Below are 22,105 nucleotides of genomic sequence, written 5' to 3' on the forward strand. Positions count from 1 at the left end.
GTGATCAATTTGGACGTTATCCAACAATTATTACAGTGGCAACAAGCTAATAATGGTAAGGCATTGTATTGTGTAATCGGCGATCCTATTAAGCAATCGAAGTCTCCACTCATGCTGGGTAGAGCGTTTGAACAATGTTCTATAGATGCAATATATGGAGCATTCCAAGTCTCGCCAGAGCAATTACCTTCATTCGTACAAGCAGTACGAGATCTTGGCATATTAGGTATGAATGTAACGATACCTCATAAGCTTCATGTGATGGACTTGCTTGATGAAATCGATGAGGATGCGCTGTGCTTAGGTGCCGTTAACACTGTAGTTAATCGAGATGGTCGATTGATCGGATATAATACAGATGGTATTGGATATGTTCGATCATTAAAAGAAGAAGCGATTGCTAATATTACAGGAAAGCAGATTGTTGTCGTCGGTGCGGGTGGTGCATCTAGAGGTATTATCTATGCCTTACTTCAAGAGAATCCATCAACAATCTATGTTGTTAATCGTACAGTTGCTAGAGCAGAGGAATTAGTTGCTTCATTGAATAGTACTGTGCCATTAATTGCAGCAGGACAAGATGAGCTTGAACAATTATGTAGACAAGCAGACATCGTCATAAATACGACATCTGTAGGCATGTATCCGCATATCGGTGAAACACCAATTGCAGGGGAATGGATGAAATCCGGAGCGGTAGCAAGTGATCTTATCTATAACCCACTAAAAACACAATTTTTACTAGATGCAGAGCAAAATGGTTGTGTTGCTCATGGTGGTCTAGGGATGTTCATATATCAAGGTGCGTTTGCTTTTGAATATTGGACGGATAAGCAGGCGCCTGTGGATGCGATGCGAGATGCAGTGCTCGCAGCATTACAATAAGAGGTAGTTCAAAACATTCACTTGTGATCGCGATGCGTATGCTAACGAAGCTTATTCGGCGTCGAATATGCCATTTCTTCGGTCGTTTCAGTGCTCACGTACCAATAACGTACGCTGTGCGCTTCACTTCCCTAGCTTCATGGCATCTCCTTGGCGCTGACAAGCAAAAGTTTTGAACTTTCATTATAGAGGTAGTTCAAAATCGCTGACTGTAATCACGCTGTAGTTTAGTCGGCGTCGAATATGCCCTCCATTTTTTTAATCATTACAATACGAAAGAGGTAATTATTTATGTTAACAGGAAAACAAAAGCGTCATTTGCGTTCATTAGCGCATCATTTAACACCTATTTTCCAAATTGGTAAAGGTGGAGCGAATGAAAATCTTATTCGCCATATTGAAGAGGCGATTGAAAAAAGAGAGCTAATTAAAATTTCTGTATTGAATAACTGTGATGATGATGCGAAAGAAATCGGAGTTGAGATTTCAGAAGCTTCAGGTACTGAATTAGTTCAAGTCATTGGTAAGACCATTGTACTTTACAAGGAATCTGTAGATTACAAAACGATTGTTCTTCCAAGATAGTTCAAATAAGTTAACACAGTAATTGGAGGTGGCATCATGCGCAAAGTTGGCATCATGGGTGGGACTTTTGATCCAATTCATATCGGTCATATGATTGCAGCAAGCTCAGCTATGGAAGCGGCATCCTTAGATGAAGTATGGTTTATCCCTACTGCCACTCCTCCCTTAAAGCCGAATGCGCCGCTTGCAACAGCAGAGCAGCGTATGCAAATGGTTCAGTTAGCAATTGCAGATCAATCTGCTTTCCGCGCACTAGATATTGAGTTAAGCCGTAGTGGCATCAGTTACTCGTTCGATACAGTAACTAGATTAATGAGTCAGTATCCTCATCATCAGTTCAGCTACATTATTGGTTCTGACCGTATTCATGATTTGCCGACATGGCATCGAGCAGAAGAGTTAAGATCATTGATTTCATTTATTGGTCTAAATCGCCCTTCTGATCCGTTGCAACTTGACTTACTTTCTAGTGAGTGGAGAAGTAAACTAACGATTGCATCTATGCCACTTATCGGTATATCATCTACAGAGCTCCGATTGCGTGCGGAACAGGGATTATCATTACAGTACTATGTTCCCGATTCGGTTGCGCAATTTATAAGGGGGAATCGAATTTATGGATAGGCAGCAGATTATTCAATCTGTAAGTGTGCAAATGCCAGAACGTCGCTGGATTCATACCCAAGGTGTGATGAGTAGTGCAATAGAGCTAGCGGAGCGTTATGGCGAGAGTCCGGAGCGTGCCGAACTCGCAGCAATTATCCATGATGTGGCAAAGTATTGGCCTGTCGCAGATCAAGCAACTTATATTAAGCAGTATTCACTTGATGAGCGAGTGCTTCATTACAATAAGGAGTTATGGCATGCTGAAGTAGGTGCATCCGTCGCGAAAGAACAATATGGTGTGCACGACATCGAGATATGTGACGCTATTCGTTATCATACTTCTGGCAGAGCCAATATGACCTTGTTAGAGAAAATTGTCTGGCTTGCAGATTATATTGAACCGAATCGTGATTTTCCAGGTGTTAATGAAGCGCGTGAGCTTGCAAAAGTTAGCTTGGAGAGAGCAATATTATTCGGTCTTGATCAAACCATCATATTTCTAATTGAAAGAGGGAAAGTGGTATACCCTGTTACTTTAGAAGCAAGAAATAATATCGTTCAACAATTGAATATGAAATAAATATTCATTTCAGCGGATATGAATTAAGTATTCAAAGTAGAGAAGTTATTCAAAATAGATATATACATTATTAGGAGGGTTCAAATGAAAGGACATGAACAAGTAAAAAAATTATTATCAGCAGTTATAGATGCAGCAGAGGATAAGAAAGCACATGATCTAGTTGCCCTAGATTTGAATGGTTTATCTTTAGTAGCAGATTATTTCGTAATCTGTAGTGGTAACTCAGATACTCAAGTATTAGCAATCTCAACAGAGATTCGTAAAACTGCTGACAAGCTTGGCTTTACAGTACGTGGTGTAGAAGGTGAAAACACAGCACGTTGGGTATTGATCGACATCGGAGATGTTGTCGTACACATCTTCCATCGTGAAGAAAGAGAATATTACAATATCGAGAAAATTTGGTCGGATGCGAAGGTTGTGGAATTAGTATGAGCTATGTAGCAGGAACTACTGAGCGATTAAAAATTTCTCGCGAAGTTTCTCCTTATGGTTATTTTCTTAACAATGGTGAAGAGGATGTATTGTTGCCATATACGGAGCTTGTAGGATCTAAGCCTCACGTAGGTGATGAGATTGAAGTTTTCATTTTCTTCGATTCAGAAGATCGTATTTGTGCAACAATGAACAAACCATTCATTTCATTGGATGAAATGGCACGATTAGTTGTAGCTGATGTTCATCCTAGACTAGGTTGTTTCTTAGAGATGGGTCTTGGACGTCAACTATTACTACCGTTAAGTGAATTGCCGGAGATGATCGAGTATCGTCCGATCGTAGGTGACGAAGTATTCGTATTCATGACTCATGATAAGAGTGGTCGTCAAATCGCTAAGCTTGCGCAAGAACCAGAACTTGCTCCACTTACTTTCCCAGCTCCAGCAACTTGGAGAAATCAATGGGTTGAAGGATGGGTTACGAAAAGTTTACAAATGGGTTCTTTCGTTGTCATTGATGGCGGTGTCGTAGGATTCGGTGCATATGGATTAATTCCGAGCACAGATCGTATTGAAAGTCTTCGTCTTGGTCAACGTGTTAAGGCCCGTGTAACGTTTGTTCGTGAAGATGGACGAGTTAATCTATCGATGACACAACAGAAGGAATTTGGACGTGTTGAAGATGCTGATCGTATATTAGCATTTATCAAAGAACGACCAAGTGGCGGTATGCCGTATTCTGATGCGACAGAAGCAGAACTTATTCGTAGTCGCTTTGGTGTGAGCAAAGGTGCTTTCAAACGTGCATTAGGCAAGCTGATGCGTGAAGGCATCGTTGTACAACAAGGTAGCTGGACTTATCTAACTGAAAGTGCACCAAAACCGAAAAACGAAAACACGGATGAGGTTGAATAATAATGGAATCATACGGTCAGTTTGCTACGGTGTATGATCGTCTTATGGCAGATATGCCATATGAAGAGTGGATCGCTTTCGCTGAAGCCGTATGGCAACAACACGGTAAACCGCAAAAAGTCGTAGATCTTGGGTGTGGCACTGGCAGTATTGCTATACCTTTAGCGATTAAGGGGTATCAAGTTGTTGGGATTGATCTATCGAGTGATATGCTAGCTGTAGCAGCGCAAAAGTTGGAGCAACAATCTTCGGTAGATGGTAATCTTACATTGCTTGAACAAAATATGAGTCAGTGGGAATTGTCGGAAAAAGTAGATTCGGTAATTTCATTCTGTGATTGCCTGAACTATATTGTCGATGAAGATGATCTACTGGCTACATTATCAGCAACGTATGACCAATTGAAGCAAGGCGGAAGCTTTATTTTTGATGTTCATCCGATTACGCGCTTTGAACAATACGCAGCGGATCAGCCATTTGTATATGATGAGAACGGAATTTCATACATGTGGAGTAGTGAATATGACGAGGATGACCATATTATCGAACATTTTCTTTCGATATTTGTTCAAGAGGCCGATGGTCGCTATAGCAGAATTGATGAGGAACATGTCCAACGAGCATATAGCTCTAAGTGGTTAGAAGGGGCATTACGCTCAGTAGGCTTTACTCAAATACATTTGTATAGTGATTTTCAGTTAAAGGCTGCTGACGACCACTCAACTCGTTTGTTCTTCGTTGCGATTAAATAAATAATTATTAGTAAATTAGCTTTTGAACTTCCACTTAAAATAGAGGTTCAAAAAGCGGGATTTCAGAACCAAGAAGCTGCCATGAAGCTAGGGAAGTGAAGCGCACAGCGTACATTATTGGTACGTGAGCACTGGAACGACCGATGAATGGAAGCTTCGCCGTCGACTAAGCTACATTAGCGTAGTCATCGTTATCAAAGTCCGCTTTTTAAACTACCATAAAAGGCTGTCCATAGTTTCCTATGGCACAGCCTTTCCTATTCTCTCAGTGCATCAGTCAATTTACTATGCATACTAGATATAGTGTTTCCCTTTTGGGCGATCGTTGTGCGTAATTTGTGTAAAGTAAGCTTTAGTTGCTCATTTTCAGCTGCTAGATGCTCTATGTACTTCACTAATTCAACATCTTGTATTTGGCTTGCTTGGTATAATTGTTCAAGTCTGTTAAGAGCTTCTTCAGTAGATAATATTGCTTTCATAAGCGCCTCCAAAACGATCTGTAAAATGTCACTATCACATCATAACGCTATCTGATAAAATAGTCGAGTGGCGAAATCTCAAGCCCCTATTGGGACGAGCGTTATGAAAATATTTTCATAGGCAAAATTGCAAAGAATATGACGAAATCTCATTGACTCCACCTATATATTGAGGTATGATTCTATTCATCGACTATATCTAGTTATGGGTATAGCAATCTAGCAGTTTAACTGCGTACACCATGGTTCTGACTACAAGCGCATCTGCCTGTCATGTATAGGGGGTAGAGCGCTTTTTGATTGGGATAAATGGTAGGGGGAGAGAGTGGGAAATGTTAGTTGTGTATGATTCTAAGACAGGCAATGTCAAACGCTTTGTGAAGAAATTAAATATGGCAGCAGTCTCTATTGATGAGATGCCCAAGGTGGACGAGCCGTACGTTCTTATTACATATACAACAGGCTTTGGACAAGTCCCGCAGAAAGTCAATGATTTTTTGCAAGATAACCACAATATGTTGAGAGGCGTCTCCGCCAGTGGTAACCGTAACTGGGGCACTGGTTTCGCCAAAAGTGCTGATACAATAGCTGAGACATACAATGTACCGGTCATTTCTAAGTTCGAACTTTCTGGCACAAATAAAGACACGCTACAATTCATGGAAAGGGTGCAAACCATTGAAACATATTGAACTAAATAATGAGCTCTTGCAACGCGGAGCAGACGGTTTCTACCAATTAGAAAAAGATAAAGAAGCAGTTGCAGCATTTATGGCTGAAGTTGATGAAAAAAGTGTTAAGTTTGCTTCTTTGAAAGATAAATTGGACTATCTTATCGAGAATGATTTCTATGACAACGTATATGACAAATATACATATGATCAAGTGAAAACAATCTTTGATCTTACTGAAGCGGCAAAATTTGAATTTCAATCTTATATGGCTGCTTCAAAATTTTATAAAGACTACGCTATGAAAACAAATGACAAGGCACAATATCTTGAGCAGTACCATGAGCGTGTTTCAATCGTAGCGTTGCATCTTGGCGAAGGCGATATCGAAAGAGCTACTCGTATTGCACAAGCAATGATCGATCAACGTCTACAGCCTGCGACTCCAACATTCCTCAATGCTGGTAAAAGTCGTCGTGGTGAGATGGTATCATGCTTCTTGCTTGAAATGGATGATTCCTTGAACTCCATTAACTATGTGCTTGGCACATGTATGCAACTTTCCAAAATCGGTGGTGGTGTTGCTGTCAACCTATCGAAGCTACGTGGTCGTGGTGAACCGATTAAAGGTGTAGAAGGCGCTGCAAAAGGGGTTATGCCTGTTCTGAAGCTAATGGAGGATGCATTCTCTTATGCGGATCAGATGGGGCAACGTAAAGGTTCTGGCGCTGGATATTACAATATTTTCGGCTGGGACGTTATCGAATTCTTAGATAGCAAAAAGATTAATGCTGACGAGAAATCTCGTATTAAGACATTATCAATTGGCCTTATTATTCCTAATAAATTCTATGAATTAGCAGCTCAAAACAAACCACTTCATGTATTTGGACCTTATTCCGTATACAAAGAATACGGTCAACATCTTGATGATATTGATATTGACGCTATGTACGATGAATTACTTGCTAATGACAACGTTAAGAAAAAAGTTGTTATGTCTGCGCGTGAAATGCTTACAAAAATCGCATCGATTCAACTAGAATCTGGATATCCATACATTATGAATAAGAGCAATGCTAACAAATGGCATGCTTTGAAAGACATTGGTTCTGTAAAAATGTCTAATCTATGTACTGAAATTTTCCAACTGCAAGAAACTTCAGAAATTAACGACTACGGATATGAAGATATCATTCGTCGCGATATAAGTTGTAACCTTGCTTCCTTGAACATTGTAAATGTAATGGAACGCAAAGAAATTAAAGATTCCGTACACGTTGGTATCGAAGCATTAACTACAGTAAGTGATCTTTCACAAATCGATAACGCACCAGGTGTTCGTAAAGCGAATGATGAACTTCACTCCGTTGGTCTTGGCGCAATGAACCTTAATGGCTATCTTGCGAAAAATAAGCTTTCTTATGAAAGTCCAGAAGCTCGTGAATTTGCAGGCGTATTTTTCATGATGATGAATTTCTATTCCATTGAGAAGAGTATGGAAATTGCGAAAGAACGTAAAGCAACGTTTAAAGACTTTGATCGTTCTGAATATGCAAAAGGTACGTATTTCGATCGTTACGTTGAAACGGATTTCCGTCCACAACTAGCACGTGTACAAGAACTATTCGATGGTATGCATATTCCAGGTCCTGCTGATTGGGCAGAACTGAAAGTTAAAGTACAAGAGCATGGATTATTCCACGCTTACCGTCTAGCGATTGCACCGACTCAAAGTATTTCTTATATTCAAAATGCAACGTCAAGTGTAATGCCGATTGTTGAGCATATTGAAACTCGTACGTATGCGAACTCAACAACATATTACCCAATGCCGTATTTAGCACAGGATAACTTCTTCTTCTACAAATCTGCTTACAACATCGATCAGTTCAAATTGATTGATCTTATCGCAGAACTAGGACAGCATATTGACCAAGGCGTATCTACTGTACTCCATGTTAATAGTAATGTTACGACGCGTGAACTTTCTCGTTTCTACATTTACGCAGCACAAAAAGGATTAAAATCCTTGTACTATACAAGAACAAAACGACTAACTATCGAGGAATGCACAAGCTGCGCAGTATAAAGCGCAGCTGTATTTCATCATAGTATGAAGGAGTATACTGAACATGAAAGCAGTAAACTGGAACCGTCCTGACGACGATTTTACTCAAACATTCTGGCAACAAAATGTTATGCAATTTTGGACGGATGAAGAGATTCCTTTATCAGATGATAAAATGGATTGGGAATTAATGACGCAAGATGAGCGTTCTTTATATAAAAAAGTACTAGGTGGCTTAACATTACTAGATACCGTTCAAGGCGGTGTTGGTATGCCGAAGATTTTGGAGCATGTGGAAGGATTACAACGTAAAGCAGTGTTAGGATTTATGGGAATGATGGAGCAGATTCATGCGAAATCATACAGTAGTATTTTCACAACACTAGCTTCTACTGAGGAAATTGATGAAATTTTCAAATGGGTAGAAAACAATCCACAGTTACAGAAAAAAGCTGGTATTATTGCAGAGTGGTACAATGGCATCGAGAACGATCGTGATCTTTATAGAGCGATGGCGGCTTCTGTTCTATTGGAAAGCTACTTGTTCTACAGTGGGTTCTTCTATCCTCTATATCTAGCTGGACAAGGCAGAATGACGAGTAGTGGAGAAGTTATTGACTTAATCTTGCGTGATGAAAGTATTCACGGATTGTATATCGGTGTGCTTGCGCAAGAAATTGCAGCAACATTCTCTCAAGAAGAGCAAGATAAACTTACACAAGAAGTTCTTGATCTATTGCTTGAACTTTATGACAATGAAGTTACTTACACGGATGCTTTGTATTCAGATCTTGGATTACAAGAAGAAGTTAAAGCTTATGTTCGTTATAATGCGAATAAAGCATTGATGAATCTTGGACTTGAACCTCATTTTGAAGAAGAAGCAATTAATCCAATCGTGTTGAACGGAATTAGTACTAGTACGAAACAGCATGATTTCTTCTCGAAAAAAGGAAATGGATATGTACGTACGTTGAACGTTGAGCCATTAACTGATGATGACTTTGTGTTTAATTTCTAAATTTTGTATATCGCAACTAGATTATAAGAAGCATCAAGTATATAATTAATAAAAAGAAACTCGCTCTCGTAGACAAATACGAGGGCGTTTTTTGCCACGATGGAGGTATTGGTGATGAAGGTAATAGAGGTTAAGGAACTCATTAATCAGTTTTCCTTGGAAGTTATCGCTGGTGCTAACGAGCTGCATCGCACAATTACGAAAGCAAGAGCATATCGACCGGGGCTTGAATTTGTTGGTTATTTTGATTTTTTTCCGCAAAAACACATTCAAATATTAGGCCGTAAAGAAATTACATATTTACATGGACTAACTGAGGAACAAAGAAATCATCATATTGGAAATATTGTAAAGTACCATCCACCTTGCTTCATTGTTACAGCAGGTCAAGATGGCTTGAAATATTTGAAATTGTATTGTGAAGAGGAAGGGATTCCACTACTACGAACAAGCGATGACTCAGCTACATTTATTGGAAAATTAGATCATTATCTATTGAAGCAATTAGCACCGGAGCAATCGATACACGGAATATGTATGAATGTATCCGGGATTGGAATTATTATTCGTGGTAAATCGGGCATCGGAAAAAGTGAAACGGCACATACATTAATTCGTCGTGGACATCGTCTAGTAGCAGATGATATTATCGTGCTGAAAAAGCTTAGTCAGCATGCACTGATAGGCTCACACAATGAGAAGACCAAAGAATTTCTTGCCCTACGTAGTGTAGGACTGATCAATGTTGTTCGTTTATATGGTCGTAAGGCATTTCAAGATGAGTCAAGAATTTCACTTGATATTGAACTAACACGTTGGCGTGAAAATGATCTCAATAATGATTTAGATCTTGAGCCAACATTTGTAGAGTACATGGGAGTGAAAATTCCACATCTAGAGATTCAATTACAGCCTGGACGAGATGTTGCGGGGTTAATCGAAGCAGCAGCAAACAATTGGTATTTGAAACAACAAGGTTATAGCGCAATGGAAGATTTCATGAAAAGACTTGAAAGTGAATAACTTTCATTTTCATATTGGATTATGCTACAATATTGACCGAGACTAGCTATAATATAGATATTGTTGTTAGGCTAACGCTTCCTAAGTACTTTTCATCCACTCGGAAGTTATATTAGGATGTTGATGAAAAGTTAAGTTATTGCTTCCGAAGTACTTTTCATCTACTGGGGGGCAATATAAGGAACTTGATGAAAAGTTGTAGGAGGAGTATAACATGGAAACTTGCTCAATTGTTAATAAATCAACGCTGCATCTTGTTGGAGTTCCTTATTGTGGACCATATTCATCTTTTCCAGATGAAGCGATTCGCCTGCAGACCGATTTTCTTGCAAGAAAGCATGAGCTCAATCATGTTATACAGTCGAATGTGATGTATTGTCCTTACTTTGGTAATGAGACATTTGCTACGTATTGGGCGTGTTTCGAATCCCAGTACAGTGAAGATCCACTACCACCGGGAATGGTTGCGATTACGATTCCAATGCATCGATATGCGTTAGTTAGTTGTTCATCCCAGCGGATCGGTGAAGGCTATGAGATGGTTAAAGCATGGATTCAAGAACATGGATATAAACGACTAGATCAAGCAGTTTCACTTGAAATTTTCTATCTTGAAGGTCAACATTTGGAGGAAGAAATTGTTGATATTCTTATTCCGATAGAGGATGAAGCAGAGTAGCGAGCAATAGTTATATTAAGGAGTTGCTAGAGATGAGCATTCCCTATGCGATGATTCATGCGTACGGAGATGGACCATTCACAGGTAACCCTGCTGCAGTACTTTTGTTAGAACAAGATCAATTCTCAGATCTACAACTGCAGCAGATAGCCGCAGAAATGAATGTATCCGAAACAGCATTTATATATAAAAGTAAAGAACTCAACCATTTTCATCTTAGATGGTTTACGCCACAAGTTGAAGTGGATTTATGCGGTCATGCTACGCTGGCATCAGCGTACTATTTGTATCATTTGGGTATTGTTCCAACAGATCAAAGTATCTACTTTCAGACATTAAGTGGAGCACTTATAATTAGTCTACATGATGGATTTTTGCGGATGAGGTTACCGCAAGAGATACCTGTAACTTGCTCGGCGCCATCTGATCTTATTACCGCACTTGGTGTAATCCCGCGAGCAATTAGTAAAAATCGGATGGATTATATCGTCGAGCTAACGGACGAACAAGATATTCGACAACTACAAGTGGAGTTATCATTGATAAAAGGTTTAGACGCGCGAGGGGTTGTGGTGACTAGTCGTGCAGATAACCCAGATATAGACATCGTATGTCGTACATTTTACCCACGTATTGGCATTGATGAAGATCCAGTGACTGGATCAGCGTTTTGTGCACTTGCTCCGTATTGGATGAAACGACTTAGAAATAACTCAAAACTAAAAGTAGTACAATTATCTTCTCGGGGAGGATTTGCCACATTACAACTTGAAGATGATCATGTCATTCAAGAGGGTAGTTGTTATCTTTGGTCTGAAGGCAGTCTACATATGTAGCTCGAGAGGGTTATATTAACTTCATGAGGCTGTGGCAGCCTACTAGTATTTTCTTACTAGCAAAAATATAAAGGGCATCTAAAGACTCAAGTAGAGTCGATTAGATGCCCTTTATATTTTCCAATGAAGGTTCGCTTTATCATTGATGTCGAACATACTACGGAGTCAATCATCGTATTAAAGGCATTGAAACAATACCCAGCAACGTGTACGGTACGAGTACACGAGCGGTCAATGTTCAGCACGAAGCTTCCAATAAAGTTCAAAAAGCGGGCTTTCGCAAGTCGAGAAGATGAAGTGCTACTTGAGAAAGGAGGAAGCGCAAGTGTACGTTATTGGTACACGCGGCCCTACAATGTTTCTGCAAGAAACATACATCGGAAGCTTTAGCTATTCTTTCCAAGTTCGCTTCATATTCGATGTCGAATATGCTACGTTAGCCCACTCATCGTTATCAAAGTCCGCTTTTTGAACTACCTTAATTTTGAAGTTTATTTTTGACTGCGGCAGGTAAAGAACGGTACCCAGAAACTTTATTTTTACCTGTAGATTTGGAATAATACATCGCTTCATCGGATTGTTTAATTAACAATGTTAGATTATCTGCTTCTTTTGTCGTACTGAAACCAACACTAACGGTAACGATCGTCTCTTGTTCGATTCTAGCGCGAATCCGTTCAGCTATCTGCATCGGCTTAATATGGTCAATGACGATCCCTCCGAGTAACTCTTCACCACCGTAGCGGCCAGCAATACCAAAAGGTGATACTTCTTCCTTCAAGATGGATGCAACCTGTTGTAATGCTTTGTCAGCCACTTGATGACCTTGCGTATCGTTTAGGTGTTTAAAGTTATCAATATCACAAAAGATGATAGCTACTTGTTTGCGCGTGATCATGGAGGTTAACTTTTTCTGGAAATATCGTCTAATATATAATCCTGTAAGTCCGTCAACGATCGAAGATTGATACGTCGATAGTAATCGTTCAAGTACCCATTCAAACAATAAGAAGAAGATAAGTGCGAAATAAATAACAGGCAATGAAATCACTAAGTAAAATAGCCAGCGTTGATCCATTTCAAATACGTACATATGTAGTAGATTAGCAAGCTCGTACATGAACATTACCATTAAGCTAACATAATATGGGGTTGTCATCTGAATATGACGAGTTACGACAAGCATAGTAATAATTAAGATGAACATGTAAAAATCCATAATCGGATAAGCATAGTACTCTACATTGTTATAAATGATAGAGTAAGGCTCAATGAACCAGTTAACGATTGTAAGTGTGACGGCTCCAAGTAGTAGCATAATGATCGGTGTTATTCTTATATTTGTCCCAACAGAATACAACCTCATCAAGACAAAATTTAAGATGATAAAGGAGATTAACTGTATACTTGTCGAAATAATATATAAGTAAGGCGGTATTGGCTGCTCATACCATACATCGAATCCAACAATGATTTGACGGATTAACGTAAGAGCAAGCGTTGCAACCAGGATAACATAAATCAGTTTATTCCGATAATTGGACATAATTCGTATTGCCATGACGATCATAAGTACAATAATAATACTACATGTCGTGATGGAAAAAAGTTCAATAAGTGCGTTATTAATTGAAAGGTTGTTCATTCATATATCCTCAATGTATAGTAGTAGTATGTCATAAACGAAACATATGTTCTAATATATCATAATTTTCGGAAATATTGTATGTATAATTAGAAACTTATGCTTCTGATACTACTTTTCATCTGCAAGGCGATTAATAGGTTTGAAAATGAAAAGTATAAGGAGTTGATACCTATGCAAATTTTACAAGCTTTGTTTTTCCCGCCGGAGCAACCGGGTGGAGTATCTTCAATGGTGCCTTATATTCAAGAACGATTCAATCAGATGGAATATGAGATGGAATTATTCTCTTTGCCGAAAAGAATTCGAAATAAAGGAACAGATGAGGTCATATTTCAGACTTTTGATGTGACGCCGTTTCTCGGGAATGAACTCGTAGATAAATATATTCAGACTTACCGTGATTATTTATGGTGGGTTAAGTTACGCGTTAAAAAGTCCTATGATCTTATTCATGCTCATCATCCGATTGCCGCTCTAGCTATGAGAGAGATATTTCCAGATACGAAGCTTATTCTGACACTACATTCTAGTTATGAGCGAGAGTTAATTCTGAACAATAAAATAAAAGTAAATGGAATCGAACATCAATTTTTAACGAGTATTTATCGTGAATTGGAAGATCGTGCTGATCGAATTTTGACGGTATCAGAAGCATTCCAAACGTATCTCAATAATTATGTTGATAACGCGAGTGGCATTAAAGTTATTCCTAATGGTTTTGATGAGAAGCGATTCCGTCCGATTGCCCATGAGAATGAAGTCGCTCAATTAATTTCAGTTTGTCGTCTCGTTCCGGCCAAAGGGCTAGATGTATTGCTGAAAGCATGTGCCAAGCTAAAAGAAAGAGGACATCCTTTTGTCTTGCATCTTATTGGAGATGGCCCGATTCGCAAAGAGTTAGAAACGATGGCACAAGATCTTGGATTATATGACGACATTATCTTCTACGGCTACATGCTTCATCCTGAAGAATTTATGCCGTTCTTTGATATTTTTGTACTACCATCTAGAGCGGAGGCATTTGGCTCAGTATTTGCTGAGGCAGCGCTTTGTCAACTAGCTCTCATAGGGACTGATGTAGGTGGAATATCAGAACAAATTGAAAATGGAATTAACGGATTACTAGTACCTGTGGAGGACCATTCTGCTCTAGCAGATGCGTTGGAAACAGTAATTATTGATCCAGATTATAGATATCAGCTTGCTAGAGAAGCATCCGAAAAAGCGAAGCGGGATTATTCTTTGCAACGTGTTATTGCACAATTGAACAAAGTATATCGTGAAGTTTCTCAGTACTAAGGAGTAGGTGGTGCTGAAATGGCAATTCCATTTCGCTTTATTCATGCCGCTGATTTGCATATTGACAGCCCGTTTAAGGGACTAACAACCGTTCCAGCATATGTGAGGGAGTCGCTTCTTGAAGCGACCTTCCTTGCATTTAAACGACTAATTGATACTGCAATCAAGCAGCAGGTACAATTTATCGTCGTAAGTGGCGATTTGTTTGATGAAAGTGATCGTTCCCTGAAAGCGCAATTGTTTCTCTTACAACAATATGAACGACTAAGAAAGTGTCAGATTAACATTTATATTATTCATGGAAATCATGATCATCTTGCAGGTCAGACTATACCATTCCCGTATCCTGACAATGTTTATGTATTTTCTAGTACTGAGGTAACAACGAAGGTAGTCACGAATGATGATGGTGCTATTCTCGCGTACGTACACGGCATATCTTATCCAACTAGACATGTGATGGATAATCTAGCTAAGGAATATAAGCACGAGCCAGAGCACGGCTATCATATTGGACTATACCATGGTAATGTGGGCAATGTTAGTGAGCATGATCCGTATGCGCCCTGTCATTTGTCTGATTTATTGGCGCATCAATATCATTATTGGGCACTTGGTCATATCCATAAGCGTCAAGTGTTACACCAATCTCCATATGTTGTATATCCAGGAAACACGCAAGGCAGACATCGCAAAGAGAGTGGCGATAAAGGATGTTATCTCGTCACCGTTAACGAGCAGCACGAAACAACAATACATTTTCTATCGTTAGCACCGATTAGATGGCTTCAAATCGCCATTGATGTTTCATCCATTGAGAACGAAGCACAATTTCTTGCAACGATTGAGCACCACACGTCAACGCTGTTAGCAGAGCAAATAGAGTGCAGCATACTACTTTCAATTGAGCTAACAGGTAGTGGGTATATCCATGAGCTGTTACAACAAACGGGTAATACAAGGCAGATGCTGACGCATATTCAAAGCATGTACGAAGATGATTCGAGCAGTGAGTGGTTATATATATACGAATTGCAACTACATACCCAAGTACAATATGATGAAGCGTTACTTCGTCAGGAACAAAGTTTTATCGGTGACTTCTTAACGTATTATGAACAATTAATAGTAGATCCAGAGCAAATGAAACAGTTATTTGCTGAAGCACAACAAGGGTTAATAACCCATCAAGGATTGAGTCGATATTTACGTCAAACGGCATCGACACAAGACAAGGTAACATTAGACGAGACTTCACAACAGGCTCAGCTAGCTGATGCAAAGCAAAAAGTATTAGAATGGCTCCTTCTCCATCAAGATCAAGGAGTGAGTATATGAAGCTATTAGAATTGAATATTAATGGGTTTGGTAAGCTACAAGATGTAACATTACAACTGGATGCACCACTTGTTGTAGTTTACGGACATAATGAAGCTGGAAAAAGTACATTGTTTCAATTTATCTATACGATGTTATTCGGATTTTCGCGAAAAAATCAAGTGGGTCGCTTTCTTGAGCCAGTGTACGGGGGAAGTCATGGAGGCAGTATCGTATTTGTTACTGATAATGATGAAATCTATCAGTTAACCCGATATCGAGAGCAGCATCAAGGTAAAGCGCAGCTTGCAAGAGCCCAGAAGGATCACAAGAACGAGCGTTACATCCCGATTACGACCTCCACTATTGTAGAGCAAGCTAATCTTGAACGAAATTTTCTATCTGGTATTAATGCTCGATTATTTCAGCAATTAAGTGCCATTACATTGAATGAATTACAAGCAACCAGTGTGATGACAGAAAGTGAATTGAGTCAATATTTATATCATGCAAGTTGGGAAAGTGGTAAGCAAGTTGCTGAGTTAGAGAAACAACTTATAGCGGAACAGGACAAGCTCTTCAAACCAAGAGGACAGAATCAACTGCTTATTCAAGAGCTTAAGCAATATGAACAACTGCAACAGCAATATAAGCAAGTGGAGATGGAACTTGAACAATATAATGCTGTTCAATTAGAAATAGAGCAATGCGATCGTCGTTATGAAGAGTTACAGGTACAACTTACAAAGCAACAAACCATTGTACAGCTGATGAATCGAGTAGTATCTCAGCGCGGATGGTGGTTAGAGCAGCAAGAAGTCAGTTGGCAACTTGAGCAGCTACAATATGTTCGAGCGATGCCTAATGGTTTTACACAACATGTAGAGCAAATTGTAGCTAGTGATCACCTAATTTCCAATGAGCTGATCCAATTTCAAGTTGCAGAAGAGCAATTAGAACTGCAAATAGCAGCAATTAACGTGAACGACGATATGATATCGCGCGCAGCAACGGTGGACCATTATATCCAATTAAGTAGTGTTATTACAGAACAGCAATCCCAATTAGCCATTCGCCAAGATGAACTGCAACAACTAGAACAAGTAATTGTAGAACTGCAACAACAGTTACCAAGTTATTGGACAAAGGAACAATTGAGGCAGCTTAATCCAACAGCTCAGCAATTAGCAGAATATGAACGATTATTATCGTCCATGCAGCAATTGCAATTAGAGCAACAGCGTCTAGGACAAGATCAAATGAAATATGATCAAGAATTACTAGCACTCGATCAGCAAATGATATTAACTAAAAACCAACAAGATCAATTAGATCAAGAGTTGAAGGCGGTTCGACTGAAACATCGTCTGCTGCCACAAACAAGAGCAGAACTACATGAAGCAACGATTATTCTTGATGAGGCTTACCGCCAATATGATTATGAAAGAATGAATGAGATATCCACAGAGCGTAATATCTCCTCACAAAGTGATTCAGTAATTACAAGCAGAAGTCATGGATCGAGTAGAACAAATAACAATAGTAGAGCTCAAGTTGCTAATAGAACTCATAACACCAATAGATCTAAGAGGAATCAATTTGTCTCTATGCGTATTATGATGCAATCTACTTTGTCCGTTATATTGGTGATATTAACACTATTAGTATCAACTAAAGTTATGCTAGCATCATGGAATAGTTGGCTATCACCTATTCTTATTATAGTGACGTTGATTGCAGTATTAATGACTGGGATGGTATGGTCTGGTAGGAACGGCAGGAAGGGGTTACGAAATAGTGAGACTGGCGACGATCAAGCTGAAGGAATGAAAGGCTTATATCGGGCGCTATCGCTTATTGTGGAGCTTAATCAACCAATTAATGATAGTAATTATTACGAACATCGCAGAGATTTGAAAGAGCAGATCAGCTTTTTACAATTATTATTACAGAAGCGAGAACAATTAGTGCAACAAGCTTTAATTGTGGAACAACAAGCCGAGCATTTGGAGTTAGATCAACATAGCATTGATAAACAGTTACAACAATTACAAGATCAACAAGATCAAGTTAATGAACAGTGGCTTCGCCTTGCCGAGCAGCTACAACTACCTTCACAATGTGAGTGTGACGATTTTCGAGAGGTTACGAAGCTGTATCGAAATATTCAACATCATTATTCCAACTATGATAAGCAACAAATGTTGATTGCCCAGTATGAAAAACAAATTGATCAATATGTAGATGATGTGTATGAATTAACCCAGGCCGTCTGGTTAGAGCCGTTACCTGAAGGATCACAACAACTTCAATTATCTAATATGCGAAGTCAGATTCAGATTCAAAAAGACAAGCTAGCGGAGCGGGCAGCGTTGCAGTTACAATTACAGAAATTACATGAACAACAACTCGTAAAGCAGCAAGAATTACAACAATTGCACAATCAGTTGGCGCAATATTATGAACAGTCTCAAACAACGACGATTGGTGAGCTGCTAGCTATTGTAGAGCATTTGAAGGCATATGAATTATGGCAAGTTCAATATGAGCGACTAGCACTACAGCGTAAAGCAGGCCTTACGGTTGAGGAAGTTGATGATTTGGATCGTATGTTCACTCAGTATGATGAGGACGGGATACGAGAAAAAGCTATATCCGAACAGCAAAGTTTGGATGATTTACACGCTGAGCAACAGCATATCATTGAACAAAAGGGAAGATTATTACAGCAGCGAGAACGGTTAGTTAGTTCAGATGAACATCAACAACTTCAATTAAAAAAGGAAGCAGTTATATCGCAAATTGAAGCATATGTTGCGCAATATATGAAGCTTTCTATAAGTAAATTGCTTATTAAAAATACGAAAGAGAAGTACGAACAGGAACGTCAACCTGCTGTACTTCTCAAAGCCTCACAATATTTTGCAAAACTAACGAATGGTTCATATACGCAAATTATTGGAAATGCAGAACGCGGGACCCTGCAGTTACGTGCTAGTAATGGCGCCTTAGTCGAAAGCGAATTGCTAAGTCGAGGTACTTCTGAATTATTATATTTATGTATTCGTCTAGCGATCCATGAGGCTGCGGTGAATCATATTAATTTACCATTAGTGTTAGATGATCCTTGTGTAAATTTTGATATGGTCCGATTACAGGCGGCTATGGAACTATTAAGCGAAGTTTCTAGAGATAGACAACTATTATACTTTACTTGTCATCCGTACACGAGAGATCAATTACAAGCGGTAGCGGTCGATGCTATAGCAGTTCAAATGGAAAGATAGAGTTGTAATCTTTAATTATTTGAAGTCAGTCGAATGCTGAATCAAGTTAAAATCTAGTCAGGTCAGTTTTTTGATAGCAATGAGTAAAAACCATCCTAGACTAATAAAACCAAATAACGGATATAGCGTCGAAAGTAGAACGCCAAACCCGATCTGACTTAGCAAATAGCACAGAATTAGAGTGAACATAACGATTAGATTAATGGAGAGCTTAGATCTTTCGTGAATCTGTAATGCTAACCCATACACATCAGCAAGTAAAGTAGTAAATACTTCAGCAAATATAATACAAATATAGATGACGTATACAACTTGACTAAGGCTTCTAGCAATACCACCCATTGGGATAGCAAATTGAGTAATTCCTGGCATATGTGCTGACAATGCGATATGTCCAACCATAAGCATGAAGCCGATTCCTAGACCACCTATGATGGAGCCCCATCTAATGATACTTGGCTTAGATGTTTGTGCTCCGATTGGAACTAGAACAGCTTGTGCTAGTGACAGATTGAAGGCTGTGTATAGGAATGGTGTACTAACTATCGTCCACAGTGGGAAATCGGTATGTGCACGTAGAAAGTTGCTTGTATAAGGTGTTTCTAACGTATCGAAAAAGATAATAAATGTGAAGACAAGCATAATGGGGACAACGATGGAATTTACAGCGATAATGGCAGTTAAACCTTTTCGTAGTATGAAGAAGCAGACGATACAAGTTGAGATTAAACCTAACTGATATGGCAAATCCCAATTTTCATAAAATACAGTCCCAGCACCTGCTAACATCACCGCTGATACACCAAGAAGGACGACAAGCATGAATATACTGATCCATGAGCCAAATCGTTGTCCAAATAAAGCAATGTTCAAATCTTCGTAAGATTTTGCCTTGATTTGATGGGCTAAAAGCATGACTTTATTACCAAGCCATATAAATAAGAAAGTAGCGCCTATAATTGCGACAGTTCCCCATTGGCCGTACTTAGTGAAAAATTGTAATATTTCTTGACCAGTCGCGAATCCAGCTCCAACAATCGTGCCCATATAAATTGCCGCGATCTGTAGCGATTTGATCCAATCTTGTCGATTCATAAGATTCCCTCACTTCAACATTCATTTTAAGAAGTAGTACCTCTATTGGAAGAGGTAGTTCAAAAAGCGAACTTTGAACATTCACTTTTATTATTGTATGAAGTGAAATAGACAAGCATGACAAGCATTGGATTTTTGTGCCAAGGTAATGAGATTTTGCTTGTAGGAAACAACCAAATATTTGTAGATGTGACGACTTCACTTGCTAGAAGAGCGATCCTGTGTTATTTTACGTAAAAGAGAAACTGGTGGGAATTCAAAATCATGAACTGATTGTAAACGATTTTGAACGTTTATTTGAATGCGGAGGGATTTATATGGAACAATTAAAACAAAGAATTTTAGAGGAATCTGCGATTGTAACAAATGATATTTTGAGATTAGATTCCATCATCAATCAACAAGTCGATCCTTCGCTAATAATGGATATGGGTAAGGAACTTGCTTCACGTTTTGCTAATGAGGGCATTACGAAAGTGTTGACTATTGAATCTTCAGGTATTCCGGCTGCATTTGCTACAGCATTACAATTGGGAGTACCATTAGTATTTGCTAGACGTAAACAAACCGTTATTAATGATCCAAACTCATATCTTGAAAGAGTACCTTCATTCACTAAAGGAATGGTTTCCGATCTTGTTATTTCCAAACAGTTTTTAAGTGAAACTGATAAAATTTTGTTCATAGATGATATTATCGCGAATGGTGACGGAGCTCGTGGTATCGTGAAAATTATTGAACAATCAGGTGCTGAGCTTATAGGGATGGGAATTGTTGTAGAAAAATCTTTCCAAGCAGGAGCAGATTATTTCCGCGAGCAAGGTGTTCGTGTGGAATCACTTGTGAAAATTGCATCTCTAAATTCAGGAGAAGTTATATTCAAAGATTAACTTCCAGTCGAATTTAGTTGTGATTAAGTTTGTTCATCTTATATAATAGAAGTAAGACCAAGGGGAGGCGTAAGCAATGGAACATATTACTGAACAATTCTTAAATGAAAAGATTACTAGTGCAAAAATTTCTTTCGAACGTGCACTAGATTGTAAGCATACAGAATTTGATGACTTATATCCTTATATGCTGGAGCATCCTCAATTTTTCTGGTATAAACGATACGTTGCATGGTCTGAATTACTTACAATTGTTAAGTTATGCAACGAATTATCAAGTGAATGGAAAGAACAGTTTACTGATAAGCAAGTTGACTATATTGAGAAACAGGTTATGTCTTCTCGGGTATTAGATGAATGGTACGAAACGATAGATTCCAAAGATCACGCAATTAATGAATAAATAGATTGAGAAAGTCTTAATGATACGCTTCGAAGCGTTCATTGAGACTTTTTTGTAAATGCAAACAAATCCTGTAACTTAATATGTGATGGAACGTAAATAAAGAAGTAACTTAAGTAGCTAAAAAAAGTTAGGTCAATGCTTACGAAGTAACTTTTTGTCATCAAGAAGTAGCTTAAATAGCTACAAAAAGTTAGGTTTATGCTTACGAAGTAACTTTTTGTCATCAAGAAGTAACTCAAATAGCTACAAAAAGTTAGGTCAATGCTTACGAAGTAACTTTTTGTCATCAAGAAGTAGCTTAAATAGCTACAAAAAGTTTTAGGAGGTTTGAAATGATATCTGAAGATCAGTTGAATGAATACCGTGTTTCAGGTGAAACGGTACGTGTAGTTCGTGATAATCTTGAAAGTAATGATGTTCAAGGTATTGTTGTTGCCTGGGACGATAGTTGTGTAATGATCCGTAAGAAAAGTAGACGAGTTGTTAAACTGAGCAGAGAGTATGTATATATTGCTGCAACAGAAGAAAGACCATCAATCGTGAATTAATTACTGATAATAAGCTTCTTGTCATATAAAAGTAATTTTAGGGGAATTTCAAAAAAACCTTGAAAACGAAGT

Annotated in this window: 22 protein-coding genes; 19 read left to right on the top strand and 3 right to left on the bottom strand. The window is 38.7% G+C overall.

The window, feature by feature from the left end; genetic code table 11:
* Positions 1 to 18: 18 nt before the first annotated feature.
* From aroE to NAG76_14585, 7 genes are all read left to right on the top strand, one after another.
* Positions 19 to 885 carry a shikimate dehydrogenase gene (aroE, locus tag NAG76_14555; protein ID URN96848.1) on the top strand — a complete coding sequence of 289 codons (867 nt, stop codon included), beginning with the start codon at positions 19 to 21 and terminating at the stop codon, positions 883 to 885.
* A 291-nt stretch (positions 886 to 1,176) separates the two neighbouring features.
* Complete coding sequence (gene yhbY, locus NAG76_14560; GenBank protein ID URN93059.1) at positions 1,177 to 1,470, top strand: ribosome assembly RNA-binding protein YhbY; 294 nt, start codon at positions 1,177 to 1,179, stop codon at positions 1,468 to 1,470.
* 36 nt (positions 1,471 to 1,506) lie between these two features.
* Complete coding sequence (gene nadD / locus NAG76_14565) at positions 1,507 to 2,094, top strand: nicotinate-nucleotide adenylyltransferase (GenBank protein URN93060.1); 588 nt, start codon at positions 1,507 to 1,509, stop codon at positions 2,092 to 2,094.
* A complete protein-coding gene (yqeK, locus tag NAG76_14570) occupies positions 2,087 to 2,656 on the top strand; it encodes a bis(5'-nucleosyl)-tetraphosphatase (symmetrical) YqeK (GenBank protein ID URN93061.1) in 570 nt (189 codons plus the stop codon). The genes nadD and yqeK overlap by 8 nt, the downstream gene beginning before the upstream one ends.
* 84 nt (positions 2,657 to 2,740) lie before the next feature.
* Positions 2,741 to 3,094 carry a ribosome silencing factor gene (gene rsfS / locus NAG76_14575; GenBank protein ID URN93062.1) on the top strand — a complete coding sequence of 118 codons (354 nt, stop codon included), beginning with the start codon at positions 2,741 to 2,743 and terminating at the stop codon, positions 3,092 to 3,094.
* Complete coding sequence (locus NAG76_14580; protein URN93063.1) at positions 3,091 to 4,011, top strand: S1-like domain-containing RNA-binding protein; 921 nt, start codon at positions 3,091 to 3,093, stop codon at positions 4,009 to 4,011. The genes rsfS and NAG76_14580 overlap by 4 nt, the downstream gene beginning before the upstream one ends.
* Before the next feature lie 2 nt (positions 4,012 to 4,013).
* Positions 4,014 to 4,763 (top strand): class I SAM-dependent methyltransferase, encoded by a 750-nt coding sequence (locus NAG76_14585; GenBank protein URN93064.1) that lies wholly within the window; start codon positions 4,014 to 4,016, stop codon positions 4,761 to 4,763.
* Positions 4,764 to 5,020: 257 nt separating this feature from the next.
* On the opposite strand, the gene NAG76_14590 is transcribed toward NAG76_14585, so the two are convergent.
* Entirely contained in the window at positions 5,021 to 5,242 is a 222-nt protein-coding gene (locus tag NAG76_14590; GenBank protein ID URN93065.1) for a hypothetical protein, read from the bottom strand.
* 332 nt (positions 5,243 to 5,574) lie between these two features.
* Here NAG76_14590 and nrdI point away from each other — a divergent pair, with 332 nt between their 5' ends.
* The 6 genes from nrdI (at position 5,575) to NAG76_14620 (ending at position 11,543) form a co-directional block, all read left to right on the top strand.
* Entirely contained in the window at positions 5,575 to 5,934 is a 360-nt protein-coding gene (gene nrdI, locus NAG76_14595) for a class Ib ribonucleoside-diphosphate reductase assembly flavoprotein NrdI (GenBank protein ID URN93066.1), read from the top strand.
* Positions 5,921 to 8,005 carry a class 1b ribonucleoside-diphosphate reductase subunit alpha gene (nrdE, locus tag NAG76_14600; protein ID URN93067.1) on the top strand — a complete coding sequence of 695 codons (2,085 nt, stop codon included), beginning with the start codon at positions 5,921 to 5,923 and terminating at the stop codon, positions 8,003 to 8,005. Before nrdI ends, nrdE begins: the two co-directional genes overlap by 14 nt.
* 43 nt (positions 8,006 to 8,048) lie before the next feature.
* Positions 8,049 to 9,005: a class 1b ribonucleoside-diphosphate reductase subunit beta gene (gene nrdF, locus NAG76_14605; GenBank protein ID URN93068.1), complete on the top strand. Its 957-nt coding sequence runs from the start codon at positions 8,049 to 8,051 to the stop codon at positions 9,003 to 9,005.
* Between the two features lie 114 nt (positions 9,006 to 9,119).
* Entirely contained in the window at positions 9,120 to 10,028 is a 909-nt protein-coding gene (hprK, locus tag NAG76_14610) for an HPr(Ser) kinase/phosphatase (GenBank protein ID URN93069.1), read from the top strand.
* A gap of 214 nt (positions 10,029 to 10,242) precedes the next feature.
* Positions 10,243 to 10,707, top strand: a complete 465-nt coding sequence (locus NAG76_14615) for a GyrI-like domain-containing protein (GenBank protein ID URN93070.1) — start codon at positions 10,243 to 10,245, stop codon at positions 10,705 to 10,707.
* A 32-nt stretch (positions 10,708 to 10,739) separates the two neighbouring features.
* A complete protein-coding gene (locus tag NAG76_14620) occupies positions 10,740 to 11,543 on the top strand; it encodes a PhzF family phenazine biosynthesis protein (GenBank protein ID URN93071.1) in 804 nt (267 codons plus the stop codon).
* A gap of 478 nt (positions 11,544 to 12,021) precedes the next feature.
* On the opposite strand, the gene NAG76_14625 is transcribed toward NAG76_14620, so the two are convergent.
* Positions 12,022 to 13,188 (bottom strand): GGDEF domain-containing protein, encoded by a 1,167-nt coding sequence (locus NAG76_14625; GenBank protein URN93072.1) that lies wholly within the window; start codon positions 13,186 to 13,188, stop codon positions 12,022 to 12,024.
* A 174-nt stretch (positions 13,189 to 13,362) separates the two neighbouring features.
* Between NAG76_14625 and NAG76_14630 the strand changes: the two genes are divergently transcribed.
* The 3 genes from NAG76_14630 to NAG76_14640 are packed head-to-tail and all read left to right on the top strand — an operon-like array spanning position 13,363 to position 19,094.
* Entirely contained in the window at positions 13,363 to 14,490 is a 1,128-nt protein-coding gene (locus NAG76_14630; GenBank protein ID URN93073.1) for a glycosyltransferase family 4 protein, read from the top strand.
* A gap of 18 nt (positions 14,491 to 14,508) precedes the next feature.
* Positions 14,509 to 15,828 carry a DNA repair exonuclease gene (locus NAG76_14635; GenBank protein URN93074.1) on the top strand — a complete coding sequence of 440 codons (1,320 nt, stop codon included), beginning with the start codon at positions 14,509 to 14,511 and terminating at the stop codon, positions 15,826 to 15,828.
* Positions 15,825 to 19,094 (top strand): AAA family ATPase, encoded by a 3,270-nt coding sequence (locus NAG76_14640; protein ID URN93075.1) that lies wholly within the window; start codon positions 15,825 to 15,827, stop codon positions 19,092 to 19,094. The genes NAG76_14635 and NAG76_14640 overlap by 4 nt, the downstream gene beginning before the upstream one ends.
* A gap of 57 nt (positions 19,095 to 19,151) precedes the next feature.
* Here the strand turns inward: NAG76_14640 and NAG76_14645 are convergent, their stop codons facing one another.
* Entirely contained in the window at positions 19,152 to 20,189 is a 1,038-nt protein-coding gene (locus NAG76_14645) for a hypothetical protein (GenBank protein URN93076.1), read from the bottom strand.
* Positions 20,190 to 20,506: 317 nt separating this feature from the next.
* Here NAG76_14645 and NAG76_14650 point away from each other — a divergent pair, with 317 nt between their 5' ends.
* The 3 genes from NAG76_14650 to NAG76_14660 all read left to right on the top strand — a co-directional run bounded on the left by NAG76_14650 (position 20,507) and on the right by NAG76_14660 (position 22,033).
* On the top strand, positions 20,507 to 21,079 hold the full coding sequence (locus NAG76_14650) for a xanthine phosphoribosyltransferase (GenBank protein ID URN93077.1): 573 nt from the start codon (positions 20,507 to 20,509) through the stop codon (positions 21,077 to 21,079).
* Positions 21,080 to 21,155: 76 nt separating this feature from the next.
* On the top strand, positions 21,156 to 21,482 hold the full coding sequence (locus NAG76_14655) for a hypothetical protein (GenBank protein ID URN93078.1): 327 nt from the start codon (positions 21,156 to 21,158) through the stop codon (positions 21,480 to 21,482).
* Between the two features lie 335 nt (positions 21,483 to 21,817).
* Positions 21,818 to 22,033: a hypothetical protein gene (locus NAG76_14660; GenBank protein URN93079.1), complete on the top strand. Its 216-nt coding sequence runs from the start codon at positions 21,818 to 21,820 to the stop codon at positions 22,031 to 22,033.
* Positions 22,034 to 22,105: the final 72 nt, after the last annotated feature.

It is taken from the genome of Candidatus Pristimantibacillus lignocellulolyticus, from assembly GCA_023639215.1.
In the GTDB taxonomy this organism is placed as follows: Bacteria; Bacillota; Bacilli; order Paenibacillales; family Paenibacillaceae; genus Pristimantibacillus; species Pristimantibacillus lignocellulolyticus.